We start from the raw sequence: 14,209 nt of genomic DNA, 5'->3' as shown, positions 1-14,209 counted from the left end.
CGTCGTCCGGGCAGCGATAGCGATAGCGTGGCACGGAAACCCTGTTCGTCAAATGTTCCCATCTGGGAATAATGTCGAACCTACACCGGCGGGACGCTCCGTCAAGGGCAAACCGGCGCATCTGCAGCGTCGGCCGGGATTGTTCACACGATCGTCATGGCTGCGGCAGTTCAGCCGGTGGCCGCGGGCCGTGCGCTTTACAATGACGCAATACGCACGTCCTAGATTGGCGTGGGGTCGCCGTCCCGAAGGAAAACCATTGGGGTGATTGCCGACTCTGCGGTTCGGAGGAGTTCGGCACCATGCGACGACGACCGCAGCGTGGTTCGGCGGCGGTCCTGCGCCGAGACGGTGCGATACACCGCGCCGAGTTCGACAAGTGCGTCGACGATGCGTGTCGCCGAGGTGGACGGGATGGCGAGTGCGTCGACGATATCGGACATCGAGCAGCCGGGATCGTGGTGGATGACGTGCAGCGCCCGCCAGCGATCGACGGTCAGATCGGTCCCGGCGAGCGCGCCGTCGATGCTCGCGGCGACGACGGCGGCGCGCCGCAGCAACGCGAGGGCCTCGACGAGATCGTCCATGACATGCCTTCCCGATCAGGACTTCACAGCATGCCAGATCCGTTCGCCAGGACGGAACAACATCGGCGCTCCCGTTCGGAGTTCCGGGTGGCGCTGGCGCTGCCGCGTCGTGGGCCGGCCGGCATCTTCGGGCTCGAGTGTCGGGCCGCCGCCGAACTCGCCGCCGCCGAGATCGACGCCGCGGGTGGGGTGGCCGGCCGCCCGGTGCAGTTCGTGCATGTGGACGCCGGTGGCGATCCCGCCGGGGTCGCCAGTCGGATCAGGGAGCTCGTGGACTCCGGCGCCGTCGATGCCGTCACCGGCTGGCATCTGTCCAACGCCAGGCAGGCGATCGCCCGCGAGGTCGGTGGCCGCGTCCCCTACGTGTACGCCGCGGCCTATGAAGGTGGTGAACGCAGTGACGGAGTGCTGTGCAGCGGGGAGGTCCCGGGCGATCAGATCATCGCCTCGCTGCACTGGCTGCGCACCGAACTGCGGTTGCGTCGGTGGTTCATCGTCGGCAACGACTACGTATGGCCACGAGGATCGGCGCGGGCGACCCGGGCCGGCTTGGACGGTACCGACATCTCGATCCTGGGCGAGCGGTTCCTGCCACTGGGCGTCGATGATCCGTCCGCGTGGGACCGGGTGCTCGCCGATATCGTCGCCGCCGGCGCCGACGGTGTCATCACACTGCTGGTCGGCTCCGACGCGGTGCGCTTCAACCGGGCGTTCGCCGCGGCGGGCCTGGATGCCACCGTCACCCGGTTCAGCCCGTTCACCGACGAGACGGTGGTACTGGCCAGTGGCAGCGACGCGACCGGGAACCTGTTCATATCGGCGGGCTGGTTCGCCGGCCTGGCTTCGGCCGCCGCCGCCGAGTTCAGTGCCGGATTCAGCCGCGCCTTCGATCTGATCAACGGCACCGGCCCGATCGGGGAGCCCGCGGCACCGGCGCCCGGCACGATGGCCGAGACGACCTACTCGGGAGTGCACCTGCTGGCCGGTATCGCGACGACATCGGTGCCCACGGTCGCCGACGCCCGCCGGGCCTTCGACGGGTGGGGCTGGGATTCCCCGCACGGTCCTGTCGATCTGCACCGTGGAGCTGCCCGGCACCCGGTGCATCTGGCCGTGGCGCGCGGTGTCGACCTGGACGTCATCGCCAGGGTGCGCTGAGCGGGCACGTCATACCCGGTTGGCACGATGGACCAATGACCACCCGCACCGACGCGCAGGCCATCCTCGAACAGCTGGCCGGGCCGCAGGCCGTCCTGCGCGATGACCAGTGGACGGCCATCGAGGCACTCGTCGTCCACCGCCGACGCGCGCTGGTGGTGCAGCGCACCGGGTGGGGCAAATCGGCGGTGTACTTCATCGCCGCCAAACTCCTGCGTGCCGCGGGCCGTGGGCCGACGGTGATCGTGTCCCCGCTGCTGGCCTTGATGCGCAACCAGGTCGAGGCCGCGCGCAAAGCGGGGGTGCAGGCGGCCACCATCAACTCCAGCAACGTCACCGAATGGGAGGACGTGCACACCAGGGTGCGGGCCGGTGAACTCGACGTGCTGCTGGTCAGTCCGGAGCGGTTGAACAACCCGGACTTCCGTGACGCGGTGCTGCCCGCGCTGGCCGCCGACGCGGGTCTGGTGGTCGTCGACGAGGCGCACTGTGTGTCCGACTGGGGGCATGATTTCCGGCCCGACTACCGGCGCATCCGCACCCTCGTTGCCGAGTTGGGCACCGATATCCCGGTGCTGGCCACCACGGCGACCGCCAACGACCGCGTCGTGGAGGATGTCGCCACCCAGCTGGGTGTCGGCGGCTCCGGGGACGGCACCCTGGTCCTGCGCGGTGGGTTGGACCGAGAATCGCTGCGGCTGTCGGTGGTACAGGCGGGCGGACCGGCGCAACGTGCGGCGTGGTTGGCCGCGCATCTGGATTCCCTGCCGGGTTCGGGCATCGTGTACACGCTGACGGTGGCCCAGGCACACGATATCGCCGCCCTGCTGCGCGAGCACGGCCACACCGTGGCCGCCTATACCGGCGGTACCGAGGCCTCCGAGCGCGAGCAGTTGGAGGCCGACCTGCTGGGCAATCGGGTCAAGGCATTGATCGCCACCTCGGCGCTGGGGATGGGTTTCGACAAACCCGACCTGGGGTTCGTGGTGCACCTCGGTGCGCCGTCCTCGCCGATCGCCTACTACCAGCAGGTCGGGCGCGCCGGCAGATCGACCGACAGCGCCGAGGTGATCCTGCTGCCGGGCCGCGAGGATGTCGACGTGTGGCGCTACTTCGCCTCGGTCGCCTTTCCGTCGGAACCCTTGGTGCGCAAGGTGATCGGTGCACTTGAACCTGATCGGGCGTTGTCCACCGCGGCGCTGGAGCCGCTGGTGGACCTCAACAGGTCGCGGTTGGAGATGGTGCTCAAGGTCCTCGACGTCGACGGGGCGGTGCGCCGGGTGAAGGGTGGCTGGATCGGCACCGGGCAACCCTGGTCCTACGACGAGCCCCGATACGCGCGCCTCGACGAGGCACGCAAACGAGAACAACAGGCCATGCTTGACTACCAGCGCACCACCGACTGTCGAATGGTGTTCCTGCGCAAGCAACTCGATGATCCGGAGCTCGGTCCGCAGGCGTGCGGGCGGTGTGACAATTGCGTCGGCCCGCGGTATCGGTCCGAGGTCGACGCGGAGTCGGTGGAGGCGACCCGCGCGCGGCTGATGCGTCCCGGCGTCGAGATCGCTCCACGCAAACAGTGGCCCACCGGCATGAGCCGGATCGGGGTGGATCTGTCCGGACGGATCGGGGACGGGCCGTCGGCGGGCCGGGTGATCGGCAGGCTGACCGATCTGGGATGGGGTGCCCGGCTGCGCACGCTGCTCGACGAACCGGATGCCGAGGCGCCCGATGCCGTGATCACCGCGGCCATCGAGGTGCTCAAGGCGTGGGACTGGGCGCGGCGGCCGACTGCGGTACTCGCCGTCGATTCGGTGCGTCACCCGGTCTTGATCCGCAGCATCGCGACCCGGTTGGCTGCGGTCGGGAAGCTGAAAGACCTGGGTGTCCTGACTTATTCGCCCGAACACCGACCGGTGATCGCCGCCAACTCGGCCTATCGGGTTGCCGCTCTGCGCGATGCCTGGGAGTTGCCGGCAGGTGTTGCGGGCGAGACCGTGCTGCTGGTCGACGATATGACCGATACCGGGTGGACGATGACGATGGCCGCGTTGACCGTCCGGGCCGCAGGTGCGGTCGACGTGCTGCCGTTCGCGCTGGCGGCGGTGAGCTAGAACCCGGGCTTGACGCCGCCGAGGGACGAGGTGACCGCGTCGGCGGTCGCCATCAGCGCGTGCGCGCGTGCCGCGATATCGGCGTCGGTCAATGCCGCGCCGATCTGCATCGTCGCCACCATCACCTGGCGGCGGTGGTGATCGAACACGGGCGCGGCGATGACACTGATGTCGTGACGCGTCTCGGGATCGTCGGTGCCCGGCAGGTAGACGCGCTCACCGATATCGGAGACCAATTCCCCGAGCAGTGCTCGCAGTTCGTCGGGCAGCGTGTTCGACATGCCCGCCATCAGCGCATACAGCCGCCGGCCGCCCGGGGTGAGCCGCTCCACCAGATATCCGCAGGCGCGGCAGGCGGTGATGACCCGCTCGAACCGATCACTGTCGGTGTGCAACGGAATCGTGGGTTCCTTGGCGAGCCAGTCGCGGACCGCCCCGTCGTCCCAGAGGACGAACATCAGCCCGACCGGCGGCGCGAACGGATAGCTCTGCCCGACTCGCACCGTGCTGGGTGCGCCCGGGGGCGAGACGAGTTCGAGCAGCGTGATGCGGTCGTCGACGACACCGGACAGGGCCGCGGTGGCACCGAATGCATCCGATAGCGAGCGCAACTCGGCCTGCGCCGCAGGGCTCACCCGCAGGGCCTGTTGCGCGGTGTGCCCCAGCGTGATCAGGGCGGGCCCGAGCCCGTAGGTCTTGTCCCGAGTGCCTTCGCCCGCCTGGCGCACGAGGTAGCCCGACTCGGTCAGGCTGGTCAGGATGCCCAGGCAGGTGGGCTTGCTGAGGTTGACCCGGCGGGCCAGTTCGGAGAGCCCGAAGCGGTCGTGCGGGTGTGCGGCCAGGAAGTTCAGCACCGCGACCACCCGTTCGGTGGGCGGGGACGCGCGGCCGGTCGCCTGGTCTGGCACCGCACCTCCCGACGTTGACGTGAACTAGAACGCGTTCTAGTCTCAGGTCGGAAACTCTACCACGACGGTCCAATATTGGAACGAAAGGTGATGCCCGGATGTATTCGCAGCCGCTGGCCGATGCCATCGCCGAGGCCGAACGCCTCGTCACGGAAGCCCCCTTCATCGAGTCCGAAGCCGATCTGCTGGAAGGCCTGCAGTATCTGGCGGGATGCATCGCGGCGTGCACGCATGTGGCGTTCGATTACGACCGCGAGCATCCGTTCCTGCACAGCGGAACCGGTCCGTTCACCAAGATGGGTCTGGACAACCCGGACACCATGTACTTCGGCACCCGCGTGCAACCAGGCCACGAGTACGTCGTGACCGGGCGTCGCGGCACCACCACCGACGTCAGCTTCCAGCTCATCGGCGGTGAGTACACCGACGAGGCGGTGCCCGACAGTGAGACCGCGTTCGACGACCGCAAGCTCGACATCGCCGCCGACGGCACTTTCGAATGGCGCTTCACCCCGGACAAGCCCGCCCAGTTGGTCATCCGCGAGGTCTACAACGATTGGTCGGCCCAGCGCGGCGCCTTCGCCATCGCCCGTACCGACACCGCGGGTACTGCGCCGGAGCCGCTGTCCAAGGAACTGATCGAGAAGAGATTCAGCGTCGCGGGAAAGCAGTTGGTACAGCGGGTGAAGACCTGGCTGCAGTTCCCCAAGTGGTTCTATGACAACCTGCCGGTCAACACGCTGACCGCGCCGCGGCTGACACCGGGCGGGCTGGCCACCCAGTACTCCTCGGTCGGGCATTACGACATCACGGGTGAGCAGGCGATCGTCATCACCCTGCCGGTGACCGATGCGCCCTACCTCGGGTTCCAGTTGGGCAGCCTGTGGTACATCTCGCTGGATTACATCAATCACCAGACCTCGCTCAATGGCACTCAGGCACAGGCGGACCCGGACGGCAAGATCCGCATCGTGGTGTCCGAGGGCAACCCGGGCGTGACGAACTGGTGTGAGACGCTCGGCCACCGCAAGGGTTACCTGCAGTTCCGCTGGCAGCGGGTCTCGCGGGAACTGACCGAGGCCGACGGCCCGACGATGCAGATCGTCGACCTGGATGCCGTGCCGGCGGCATTGCCCTATTACGAATCGAACAAGATCTCAAAGGATGATTGGCGGGCGCGGATCGCGCTGCGCCAGAAGCTGATCGGCGAAAGAATGGTGGGTTGAGCATGGCCGCGACCGTGGGTGGACTCCTGAAGGATCGAGTTGTCGTCATCAGTGGTGTGGGCCCGGCGCTGGGCACCACGCTGGCGCGTCGATGTGCCGAGGAGGGTGCCGATGTGATCCTGGCCGCCCGCACCGTGGAACGTCTGGAGGACGTCGCAAACCAGGTGCGCGCGCTCGGCCGTCGGGCGTTGGCCGTCGGCACGGACATCACCGACGATGCGCAGGTGGCCAACCTGGTGTCGACCTCGATGTCGGAGTTCGGCAAGGTCGATGTCCTGATCAACAATGCCTTCCGGGTTCCGTCGATGAAACCGTTCGCCAAGACCAGCTTCGAGCACATCCGCGAGACCGTCGAGCTCACCGTGCTCGGCGCACTGCGACTCATCCAGGGTTTCACCCCCGCGCTGACCGAGTCCAAGGGGTCGGTGGTCAATGTCAACTCGATGGTCGTCCGGCACTCCGATCCCAAGCAGGGCGCCTACAAGCTGGCCAAGTCGGCGTTGCTGGCCATGTCGCAGTCGCTGGCCAGCGAGCTCGGTGAGGCCGGGATCAGGGTGAATTCGGTTCTGCCAGGGTATATCTGGGGTGGAACGCTGCAGAGCTACTTCGAGCATCAGGCGGGCAAGTACGGCACCACGGTTGACGAGATCTACAAGGCCGCCGCCGCCAACAGCGATCTGAAGAAACTGCCGACCGAGGACGAGGTGGCCTCGGCGATTCTGTTCATGGCCAGCGATCTGTCCAGTGGTATCACCGGGCAGACTCTGGATGTCAACTGCGGGGAGTACAAGTTCTGATGGAGCACTCGATATGACACGCACCGACGTGGGAACCGTCGAAGATCTGCACGCATCGGCGACCAAGGCCTGTGGGCTCGACGATTTCGGTGATGACAGCGACAACTACAAGGAGGCGCTCGCCGTCCTTTTGGACGCGTATCAGCGCGATGCCGATCTCACCGAATTCGGCAGCAAGATGCAGCGCTTCTTCGTCAGGAATGCACTGGTGGCCCGGCTGGTGTCGGAGGCGGCGTTCAAGCAGTACCCCCAGCATGCCGATGTGCCGATCGAGCGACCGATCTTCGTGACCGGACTTCCGCGCACCGGAACCACCGTCATCCACCGACTGCTCACCGCCGATCCGCGGCATCAGGGCCTCGAGCTGTGGCTGGCCGAGTTCCCGCAGCCGCGTCCACCGCGCGAAACCTGGTCGGAGAATCCGATCTTCGCCCAGCTCGATGCGCAGTTCACCAAGGCGCACGAGGAGAACCCGGACTACACCGGCCTGCACTACATGACCGCCGACGAGGTCGAAGAATGCTGGCAGCTGCTGCGTCAATCGCTGCATTCGGTGTCCTATGAGACGCTGGCGCACATCCCCACCTATTCGCGTTGGCTGGCCCAGCAGGACTGGACCAAGTCCTATCAGCGGCATCGCAAGAACCTGCAGTTGATCGGCCTCAACGAGTCCGAAAAGCGCTGGGTGCTCAAGAATCCGAGCCACCTGTTCGCCCTCGACGCGCTCTTCGCGACCTACCCCGATGCGCTGGTGGTGCAATGCCACCGGCCGGCCGAGACGATCATGGCCTCGATGTGCTCACTGGCCCAGCACACCACCGAGGGCTGGTCGAACAGCTTCTCCGGCAAGGTCATCGGCGAGGACTCCTTGGAGACCTGGTCCCGTGGGCTGGAACTGTTCAACGCCGAACGGGCCAAACATGATCCGGCGCAGTTCTGCGATGTCGACTATTTCGAGTTCATCAAGGATCCGGTCGCCGCGGTGGAGGGGATCTACCGCACGTTCGGGATCGAGTTCACCGATGCGGCGCGCCAGGCCATCGCCGACAGTCACGAGGAGAGCAAGAAGGGCCCGCGGGCACCCAAGCACACCTACTCGCTCAGCGATTACGGGTTGACCGACGAGCAGGTCAAGGAGCGCTTCAAGGGACTGTGATTTCGGTGAGGATACGTACGCCGTGCGCACGTATCCTCACCGAAATCGCGAGAGAGAACCTAGCCGTCGCCGGGGGAGGGGGCGCTGGAGAATTCCTCCAGGCAGCCCTCGGCGATGGCGTGCTTGATGCTGTCGGTGAGCCGGTGGCACGAGCGCGCCCGTGCCGGATCGCCACCGGACGCGCGGATCTCGTCGAAGACCGCGCAGCGCTTGGTCGCCGTCGAATTCCACTGCACCGACGTGTGTTCGGTGCCCAGCTTCTTGACCTGCACGGTGGCATGACAGTATCGGCAGTCCACCGAGGCCAACCCGGAGGTCAGATACCGCTGCTTGTCCCGCTCGGTGGCTTCGTGCACCGCCGCCGCCCGGAGCGGATCGGAACTGAAATCCGGTGCCTTGGACCAGTTCCCGGTACTCGGCCGGGGGGCCGGGTGGTCCCCGACGTGGCTGACGTCGTGGTCGTCCTCGTCATCGTGTCCGCCGTGCAGGAGCAGCATGGAGCGGGCCAGATCATCGACATCTGGTGTTCCGGCCCGCTCGTCATGCGTGGTCATCAGCTCGGCTGCGCCGGCTCTTTTTGCGGCTCAGCCTGTTCGGCGGCATCGCGCTCGGCGGCGTCCTGCTGCAGCTTCAGGTTTTCCTCGACCTCGACATGCCACTTCTCGTTGGCGATGGTGGTGTCGACCTCCATCTCGAAGCGGTCGGTCATATCGGGGGTCACGTCGGCGACGTCGACGTAGAACTGCTGATACCAGCGGCGCATCTGATAGACGGCGCCGTCCTCCTCGACCAGCAGCGGGTTGTCGATCCGGGTCTTGTGCTTCCAGATCTCGACGTCCTGCAGGAACCCCTTGGAGACGCCCTCGGTGAAGACGCGGGCCAGTTTGTCGGTGGTCTTCTCATCGAGCCCCTTGGGCTTTTCGACGATGACGCCCCATTGCAGCACGAAGGAGTTCTGGCTGACCGGGTAGTGGCAGTTGATCAGGATCGACTCGGCCTTGAACCCGCCGTAGTTGTTGTGCAGCCAGTTGATCATGAACGACGGACCGAAATAGGACGCCTCGGAATCCAGATGCGCCTCACCGTAGGTGGTGCCCAGGTCGTTGACGTCGGGACGGCCGACGTTGTGCAGGTACTGGCTGGCGATGTGGCCCTCGAAGACGTTCTTGAAGTACGTCGGCAACCCATAGTGGATGTAGAAGAAGTGCGCCATGTCGGTGACGTTGTCGATGATCTCGCGGCAGTTGGAGCCCTCGATGAGCATCGTGTTCCACCGCCAGTCGGTCCAGTCGTCGCTGGCGAACTCGGGGATCTCGGGGATCCGAACCTCTGGCTGCGGTGGGTTGCCCTCGTGGTCATGCCAGACGAAGAGCAGCCCGCCGCGTACGTCGGTGTGCCAGGCGCGGGTGCGAGCCAGGCGCGGTGTGCGTTTGGCGTAGGGGACGAGCTTGCACTTGCCGTCGCCACCCCAGCGCCAGTCGTGGAACGGGCAGGCAACGGTGTCACCCTTGATGGAGCCCTGGGCGAGGTTGCCGCCCATGTGCCGGCAATAACCGTCCAGAACCTTGAGCTCACCCTCGGAGTCGGCGAAGACGACCAGCATGGTGCCGAAGATCTCCACCCCGTGCGGCTTGCCGTCGAGGTAGTCCTTCACCGGTCCCAGGCAATGCCAACCGCGCGCATAGCGGTCGGGCAGGTCGCCGGTGTCGATCTCGCGAATGCCGGCTGTCTCGGTAGTCACGGTGGGCCTCCCGTATCTGGTCTCTCTAACTAGAACACGTTACAGTTTTGACCGGGCACTGCGCAATGCACACCTCGCCAACAGCCGTTTTGTGCTCTTGATCGGTCGGAATGCGGCTCGGCTCGAGATATCGCCAGATGCGCCCGGCTCTACCGGGCGCCGAATCAGTTCTCGTCGTGCAGACCGGAGCGCAGCGCGATCTGTTGCATCTTGCCGACGGTGGTCACGTAGCCGTCGGTGGTGGCGTCGCCGCCCGCGCTCTGGAACTCCAGGCGCGCCAGCGCGCGACCCTGGGTGAACATCAGCACGGTGATGTCCTTGGCCTCGTCGGGGTCGGCGCCACGCACCATCACGCTGTCCGGGCCCACCCCGCCCGGCACCGGGTTTCCCGTCACCCTGCTGCCCAGCGTCCCCCGCGCTTCCTTGAGCGCGGTCGCGGCGGTGCCCGGGTTGTCGTAGACCAGGATCGTCGAGCTGATGGCACGGGTGTCCTGGGCGTTGACGAAGAACGCGCTCGCCCCCGGCAGCCCGCCGGGTGAGGCTTCGATGTGCCGCTCGGTGAAGGTGTCCTCGGCGTCACTGAGATCGGCGGCGGTCAACAGCAGCCGGGTGTAATCGGTGGCCTGCGCGGGCGCGGTGGTCGTGGGAGTGGCGCTGGTGGTGAACGCGGGCAGCGTCGGCGCAGCGCTGCTCGGGGCACCCGGCTGGCTGGGAGCGCAGGCGGAGAGGCCGACGGCGAGCAGTGCGGCAGTGACTACATGTGATCGGGACAACATCAATTCGAGACACCTAGCGGACGAAATCGCTGCCCAGCCTACGCGATCGGAGCCCGCACACCCGGCCGTCACACCCGTTGTGCGCTGGCGGTCGCCTTGTCCACTTCCCAGTACGCGCGCAGCGCAGCAATCTTGCCCTCGGCGTTCACGCGGTAGGTGAACACGCCCTCCGCCACCACGCGGTAGCCGCCGGCGACGATCACGATATGCCCGACGTTGGCCTCTTCGGGGCCGCAGACATAGGTCTTCTCGAAGTGGAATTCGAGCTGACTCGGGGCGATCGCCTTGTCGAAGAAGGCGGCGATGGCCTCCTTGCCGCGATGGCCCTTACCCTCGGGGTCGAAATGCGACGGACCGATCGGGTCCTCGACGATCGCGTCGTCGGCGAACACCGCCAACCAGGCATCCTTGTCGCGGGCGACGGCCGCCTCCCGCGACCGCCGACCCGCCAGCGTCACCGGCGCGGTCACCGCGTGGGCTTGTCTGCCCCGACGACCCACATCGAGAAGTACTGCGCGCCACCGCCATAGGCGTGACCCAGTGCCTTGCGGGCACCCGGGACCTGATGATCGCCGCCCTTGCCCATCACCTGGATGGCCGATTCGGCGAACCGGATCATGCCGGAGGCGCCGATCGGATTCGACGAGAGCACACCGCCGGAGGCGTTGAAGGGGATGCGCCCGCCGATCGCGGTCTCACCGGCCTCGGTCAGCTTCCAGCCCTCGCCCTCCGGGGCGAAGCCCAGGCTCTCCAGCCACATCGGCTCGTACCAGGAGAACGGGACGTACACCTCGGCGGCGTCGATCTCGTCGATGGGTGAGGTGATACCGGCATCACGCCACAGCGCGGCCGCGGCATCGCGGCTGGCCTGCGGATTGACCTGATCGCGACCGGCGTAGGCCAGCGGCTCGGTCCGCAGCGCGGTCGCGTGGATCCACGCCACCGGATTGCCGTTGGCCAGGTGCGCCTCGGCGGCCTCCTCGTTGCCGATCACCAGCGCCGCCGCACCGTCGGAGGACGGGCAGGTCTCGTCATAGCGGATCGGGTCCCACAGCATCGGGGACTGCATCACCTTCTCGACGGTGATATCGGGCTGATGCAGATGCGCCAACGGGTTCTTGGCCCCGTTGAGCCGGTCCTTGACGGCCACGATCGCCCCGATGTGATTCGGCGCCCCGGAGCGGCGGATATAGGCACGGATGTGCGGGGCGAAGTATCCGCCGGCGCCGGCGCCGACCGGCTTGGTGAACGGCACCGGAATGCTCAACGCCCACATGGCATTCGATTCCGACTGCTTCTCCCAGGCCATGGTCAGCACGCGCTTGTATTTGCCCGACTGCACCAGGCTGGCCGCCACGATGGCGGTCGACCCGCCCACCGAACCGGCGGTGTGCACCCGGATCAGCGGTTTGTTGGTCGCGCCGGTCGCGTCGGCCATGAACAGCTCGGGCATCATGACGCCCTCGAAGAAGTCGGGCGCCTTGCCGACCACCACGGCGTCGATATCATCGAACGTCGAGCCGGAATCGGCCAGCGCCTTATCTATGGCCTCGCGCACCAGGCCGTTCATCGACACATCGTGGCGCTTGGCGACGTACTTCGTCTGCCCGGTGCCCAGCACCGCGGCCAGCTGACCTGCCACTGTTATTTCCCTTCCAGGACGGCGACGAGATTCTGTTGCAGCGCGGGGCCGCTGGTGGCGTGCGCGAGGACGCGCTGCGCAGAACGAGAGAAGATGTGTTGGGCGGCAAAGCCGATGCGCTCCAGACCCGCCGAGAACATCGGGTTGGCCGCCAGGGTGCCGCCGGACGGGTTGACCTTGGTGTTCGAGCCGAGTCCGATGGCCTCGGTGAGGATCAGCTGCTGATGGGTGAACGGGGCGTAGATCTCCGCGATGTCGATCGAGCCCGTGTCACCTCCGGTGGCCGCCTTCGCCGAGGCCGCAGTGGACGGCGATGTGGTCAGATCGCGGGCACCCAGGATCGGGGTCTCGATGCGGTGCTCGATACCGGTGATCCAGGCCGGATTCTCGCGCAGCTCGCGGGCCCGGTCGCCGGCGGCCAGCACGATCGCCGACGCGCCGTCGGTGATCGGGGCGATGTCGTGGCGACGCAGCGGATCGGCGAAGTACGGCTGTGCCAGCAGGTCGGCCACGCTGCCGGTGACCTCGTGGCGATCGGTGCGGCCGCCCGCGGCGTAGGAATCCAGTGCCACCTGGGCCATCTGCTCCTCGGACCACTTGCCGGAATCCAGTCCGGCGCGGGCCTGCAGACCCGCCATGGACACCGAGTCCGGCCACAGCGGGGCCACGGTGTACGGATCGGTCTGCAGCGCCAGCACTCGGCGCAGCGTGCCCGCCGAGGACTTGCCGAAGCCGTACACCAGGGCGGTCTCGACCTGCCCGGTCAACAGCTTGATATAGGCCTCGTACAGTGCCCACGCCGCATCCATCTCGACATGCGACTCGTTGATGGGCGGGATCGCGCCGATCGAGTCGATCGCCGAGATGAACGAGAAGGCGCGGCCGGCAAGGTAATCCGAGGATCCCGAGCACCAGAAACCGATATCGGTCTGTTTGAGGCCGAGCTCGGTGTAGAGCTTGTCGAAGCACGGCATCAGCATCTCGACGCCGTTGGTGGTGCCGTCGGTGCGGCGGACGTGGGGCGCGTGTGCGAAGCCCACCACTGCGATATCTGTCATGTCAGGTGAGCCCTTTACAGATGGTGCTTGTAGGAGTCGTAGTCGGCGTCGGGTTCACCGGTGGGTTTGAAGTAGTCGATGTTGTCGATACCCAGGCCCCACTCCTCGCGCGGCTTCCACACGGCCTGCACGCGCATCCCCATCCGGACATCGGCGGGATCGATCTCGGTGACCAGATGCAGGAACGGGATGTCGGCACCGTCGAGCAGCACATAGGCCGCGACGTAGGGCGGTTTGATCCGCTGGCCGGGGAACGGGATGTTGATCACCGCGAAGGTGGTGACGGTGCCCTTGTCGACGAGCTCGATGAACTCGTCGAGCGCCAGGCCGGTGGCCGGGTCGGCCTCCTTGGGCGGGAAGTACACCTTGCCGGGTTTGCCGTCGCGGCCGGACTTGGTGCGGCCACCGAGCAGCTTGCCCTCCTGCAGCGCCTTGAGGAACGTGGTCTCCGGCAGTGAGGCGGTGTGCTGGATCTCGATGAAGCTCGGCGTCACCTGCACGGTGACGGGCTCACGGTCATCGGGTTGCCCCTCCGGCTCGGAGTCCTCACCAGGGACGAAGTAGGCGATATCGGTGATCGCGCCGACGGGCTCGTCGATCCAGTGCGCATGCACCCGGTCGCCGGTCTTGATCGCGCCCTCGGCGGCCTTGACCGCGTGCAGCAGCGGGGTGTCGGCGCCGTCGAGCAGGATCAGCGCCCACGCGAACGGCTTGTCCAGGGGCTGGCCCTCCAGCGGGGTGGACTGCCATGTCCAGGACTGCACCGTGCCCACCGCACCGACCGGCACGACCTCGGTCAGTGCCGCGTAGGTGACGGGGTCATACTCGGCGGGTGGGACAAGGACCCTGCCGTCGGATCCGCGTACGCCGACGATGCGTCGCTGGCGTAGCGCGGTGAAGAACTGAGACAGGAGCGGTCCTACTGAACGGGTGTAGTCGAATGAGAGCCTCAGCGGCGCCGAGAGGGGCCGCTCATGCTTGTCGATCTGCACCGGGCTGCTTTGGCCTGTGGTCACAGCATCGAGTAGAACAGGTTCTAAGAATGG

Annotated in this window: 14 protein-coding genes; 5 read left to right on the top strand and 9 right to left on the bottom strand. The window is 66.7% G+C overall.

The genetic code is table 11. The annotated features are described in order from the left end of the window. Window positions 1–221: 221 nt before the first annotated feature. Window positions 222–587: a MarR family winged helix-turn-helix transcriptional regulator gene (locus tag FBY28_RS10175; protein WP_141866398.1), complete on the bottom strand. Its 366-nt coding sequence runs from the start codon at window positions 585–587 to the stop codon at window positions 222–224. Window positions 588–617: 30 nt separating this feature from the next. On the opposite strand from FBY28_RS10175, the gene FBY28_RS10170 reads away from it, so the two are divergent. Both FBY28_RS10170 and FBY28_RS10165 read left to right on the top strand, forming a co-directional pair. Further along, window positions 618–1,745 carry a substrate-binding domain-containing protein gene (locus FBY28_RS10170; RefSeq protein WP_216847609.1) on the top strand — a complete coding sequence of 376 codons (1,128 nt, stop codon included), beginning with the start codon at window positions 618–620 and terminating at the stop codon, window positions 1,743–1,745. Between the two features lie 35 nt (window positions 1,746–1,780). Beyond that, a complete protein-coding gene (locus FBY28_RS10165; protein ID WP_141866396.1) occupies window positions 1,781–3,859 on the top strand; it encodes a RecQ family ATP-dependent DNA helicase in 2,079 nt (692 codons plus the stop codon). On the opposite strand, the gene FBY28_RS10160 is transcribed toward FBY28_RS10165, so the two are convergent. Further along, window positions 3,856–4,767, bottom strand: coding sequence for an IclR family transcriptional regulator (locus FBY28_RS10160; protein ID WP_174241590.1), 912 nt, complete (start codon window positions 4,765–4,767; stop codon window positions 3,856–3,858). The genes FBY28_RS10165 and FBY28_RS10160 overlap by 4 nt on opposite strands. 98 nt (window positions 4,768–4,865) lie before the next feature. Here FBY28_RS10160 and FBY28_RS10155 point away from each other — a divergent pair, with 98 nt between their 5' ends. From FBY28_RS10155 to FBY28_RS10145, 3 genes are read left to right on the top strand one after another with little or no spacing between them, the layout of a single operon-like run. Then, window positions 4,866–5,993, top strand: a complete 1,128-nt coding sequence (locus tag FBY28_RS10155) for a hypothetical protein (protein ID WP_141866394.1) — start codon at window positions 4,866–4,868, stop codon at window positions 5,991–5,993. Window positions 5,994–5,995: 2 nt separating this feature from the next. Then, entirely contained in the window at window positions 5,996–6,790 is a 795-nt protein-coding gene (locus tag FBY28_RS10150; RefSeq protein WP_174241589.1) for an SDR family oxidoreductase, read from the top strand. A 13-nt stretch (window positions 6,791–6,803) separates the two neighbouring features. Then, window positions 6,804–7,946: a sulfotransferase family protein gene (locus FBY28_RS10145; protein WP_141866392.1), complete on the top strand. Its 1,143-nt coding sequence runs from the start codon at window positions 6,804–6,806 to the stop codon at window positions 7,944–7,946. A gap of 59 nt (window positions 7,947–8,005) precedes the next feature. Here FBY28_RS10145 and FBY28_RS10140 read toward each other — a convergent pair whose 3' ends face one another. The 7 genes from FBY28_RS10140 to FBY28_RS10110 all read right to left on the bottom strand — a co-directional run bounded on the left by FBY28_RS10140 (window position 8,006) and on the right by FBY28_RS10110 (window position 14,179). Next, entirely contained in the window at window positions 8,006–8,500 is a 495-nt protein-coding gene (locus FBY28_RS10140; RefSeq protein WP_141866390.1) for a hypothetical protein, read from the bottom strand. Next, complete coding sequence (locus tag FBY28_RS10135) at window positions 8,500–9,687, bottom strand: 3-ketosteroid-9-alpha-monooxygenase, oxygenase component (protein WP_036460240.1); 1,188 nt, start codon at window positions 9,685–9,687, stop codon at window positions 8,500–8,502. Before FBY28_RS10135 ends, FBY28_RS10140 begins: the two co-directional genes overlap by 1 nt. A 164-nt stretch (window positions 9,688–9,851) precedes the next feature. Next, the gene (locus tag FBY28_RS10130) at window positions 9,852–10,463 is read right to left on the bottom strand and encodes a hypothetical protein (RefSeq protein ID WP_141866388.1); all 612 of its coding nucleotides are present in this window, start codon (window positions 10,461–10,463) and stop codon (window positions 9,852–9,854) included. 68 nt (window positions 10,464–10,531) lie between these two features. Then, window positions 10,532–10,933: a nuclear transport factor 2 family protein gene (locus FBY28_RS10125; RefSeq protein ID WP_141866386.1), complete on the bottom strand. Its 402-nt coding sequence runs from the start codon at window positions 10,931–10,933 to the stop codon at window positions 10,532–10,534. Continuing rightward, on the bottom strand, window positions 10,930–12,105 hold the full coding sequence (locus FBY28_RS10120; protein ID WP_141866384.1) for a thiolase family protein: 1,176 nt from the start codon (window positions 12,103–12,105) through the stop codon (window positions 10,930–10,932). The genes FBY28_RS10125 and FBY28_RS10120 overlap by 4 nt, the downstream gene beginning before the upstream one ends. Window positions 12,106–12,107: 2 nt before the next feature. Continuing rightward, window positions 12,108–13,163: a thiolase family protein gene (locus tag FBY28_RS10115; protein ID WP_174241588.1), complete on the bottom strand. Its 1,056-nt coding sequence runs from the start codon at window positions 13,161–13,163 to the stop codon at window positions 12,108–12,110. A 14-nt stretch (window positions 13,164–13,177) separates the two neighbouring features. After that, window positions 13,178–14,179 carry a Zn-ribbon domain-containing OB-fold protein gene (locus FBY28_RS10110; protein ID WP_141866383.1) on the bottom strand — a complete coding sequence of 334 codons (1,002 nt, stop codon included), beginning with the start codon at window positions 14,177–14,179 and terminating at the stop codon, window positions 13,178–13,180. Window positions 14,180–14,209: the final 30 nt, after the last annotated feature.

The organism is Arthrobacter sp. SLBN-53 (assembly GCF_006715585.1).
Classification (GTDB): domain Bacteria; phylum Actinomycetota; class Actinomycetes; order Mycobacteriales; family Mycobacteriaceae; genus Mycobacterium; species Mycobacterium neoaurum_A.
Note: the sequence above shows the minus strand (reverse complement) of the source record. Positions and strands in the feature narration are given on the sequence as shown.

Coding starts and splice junctions, on each gene's coding strand:
- FBY28_RS10175 (WP_141866398.1), bottom strand. CDS start 587: ATGGACGATCTCGTCGAGGCCCTCGCGTTGCTGCGGCGCGCCGCCGTC.
- FBY28_RS10170 (WP_216847609.1), top strand. CDS start 618: ATGCCAGATCCGTTCGCCAGGACGGAACAACATCGGCGCTCCCGTTCG.
- FBY28_RS10165 (WP_141866396.1), top strand. CDS start 1,781: ATGACCACCCGCACCGACGCGCAGGCCATCCTCGAACAGCTGGCCGGG.
- FBY28_RS10155 (WP_141866394.1), top strand. CDS start 4,866: ATGTATTCGCAGCCGCTGGCCGATGCCATCGCCGAGGCCGAACGCCTC.
- FBY28_RS10150 (WP_174241589.1), top strand. CDS start 5,996: ATGGCCGCGACCGTGGGTGGACTCCTGAAGGATCGAGTTGTCGTCATC.
- FBY28_RS10145 (WP_141866392.1), top strand. CDS start 6,804: ATGACACGCACCGACGTGGGAACCGTCGAAGATCTGCACGCATCGGCG.
- FBY28_RS10140 (WP_141866390.1), bottom strand. CDS start 8,500: ATGACCACGCATGACGAGCGGGCCGGAACACCAGATGTCGATGATCTG.
- FBY28_RS10130 (WP_141866388.1), bottom strand. CDS start 10,463: ATGTTGTCCCGATCACATGTAGTCACTGCCGCACTGCTCGCCGTCGGC.
- FBY28_RS10115 (WP_174241588.1), bottom strand. CDS start 13,163: ATGACAGATATCGCAGTGGTGGGCTTCGCACACGCGCCCCACGTCCGC.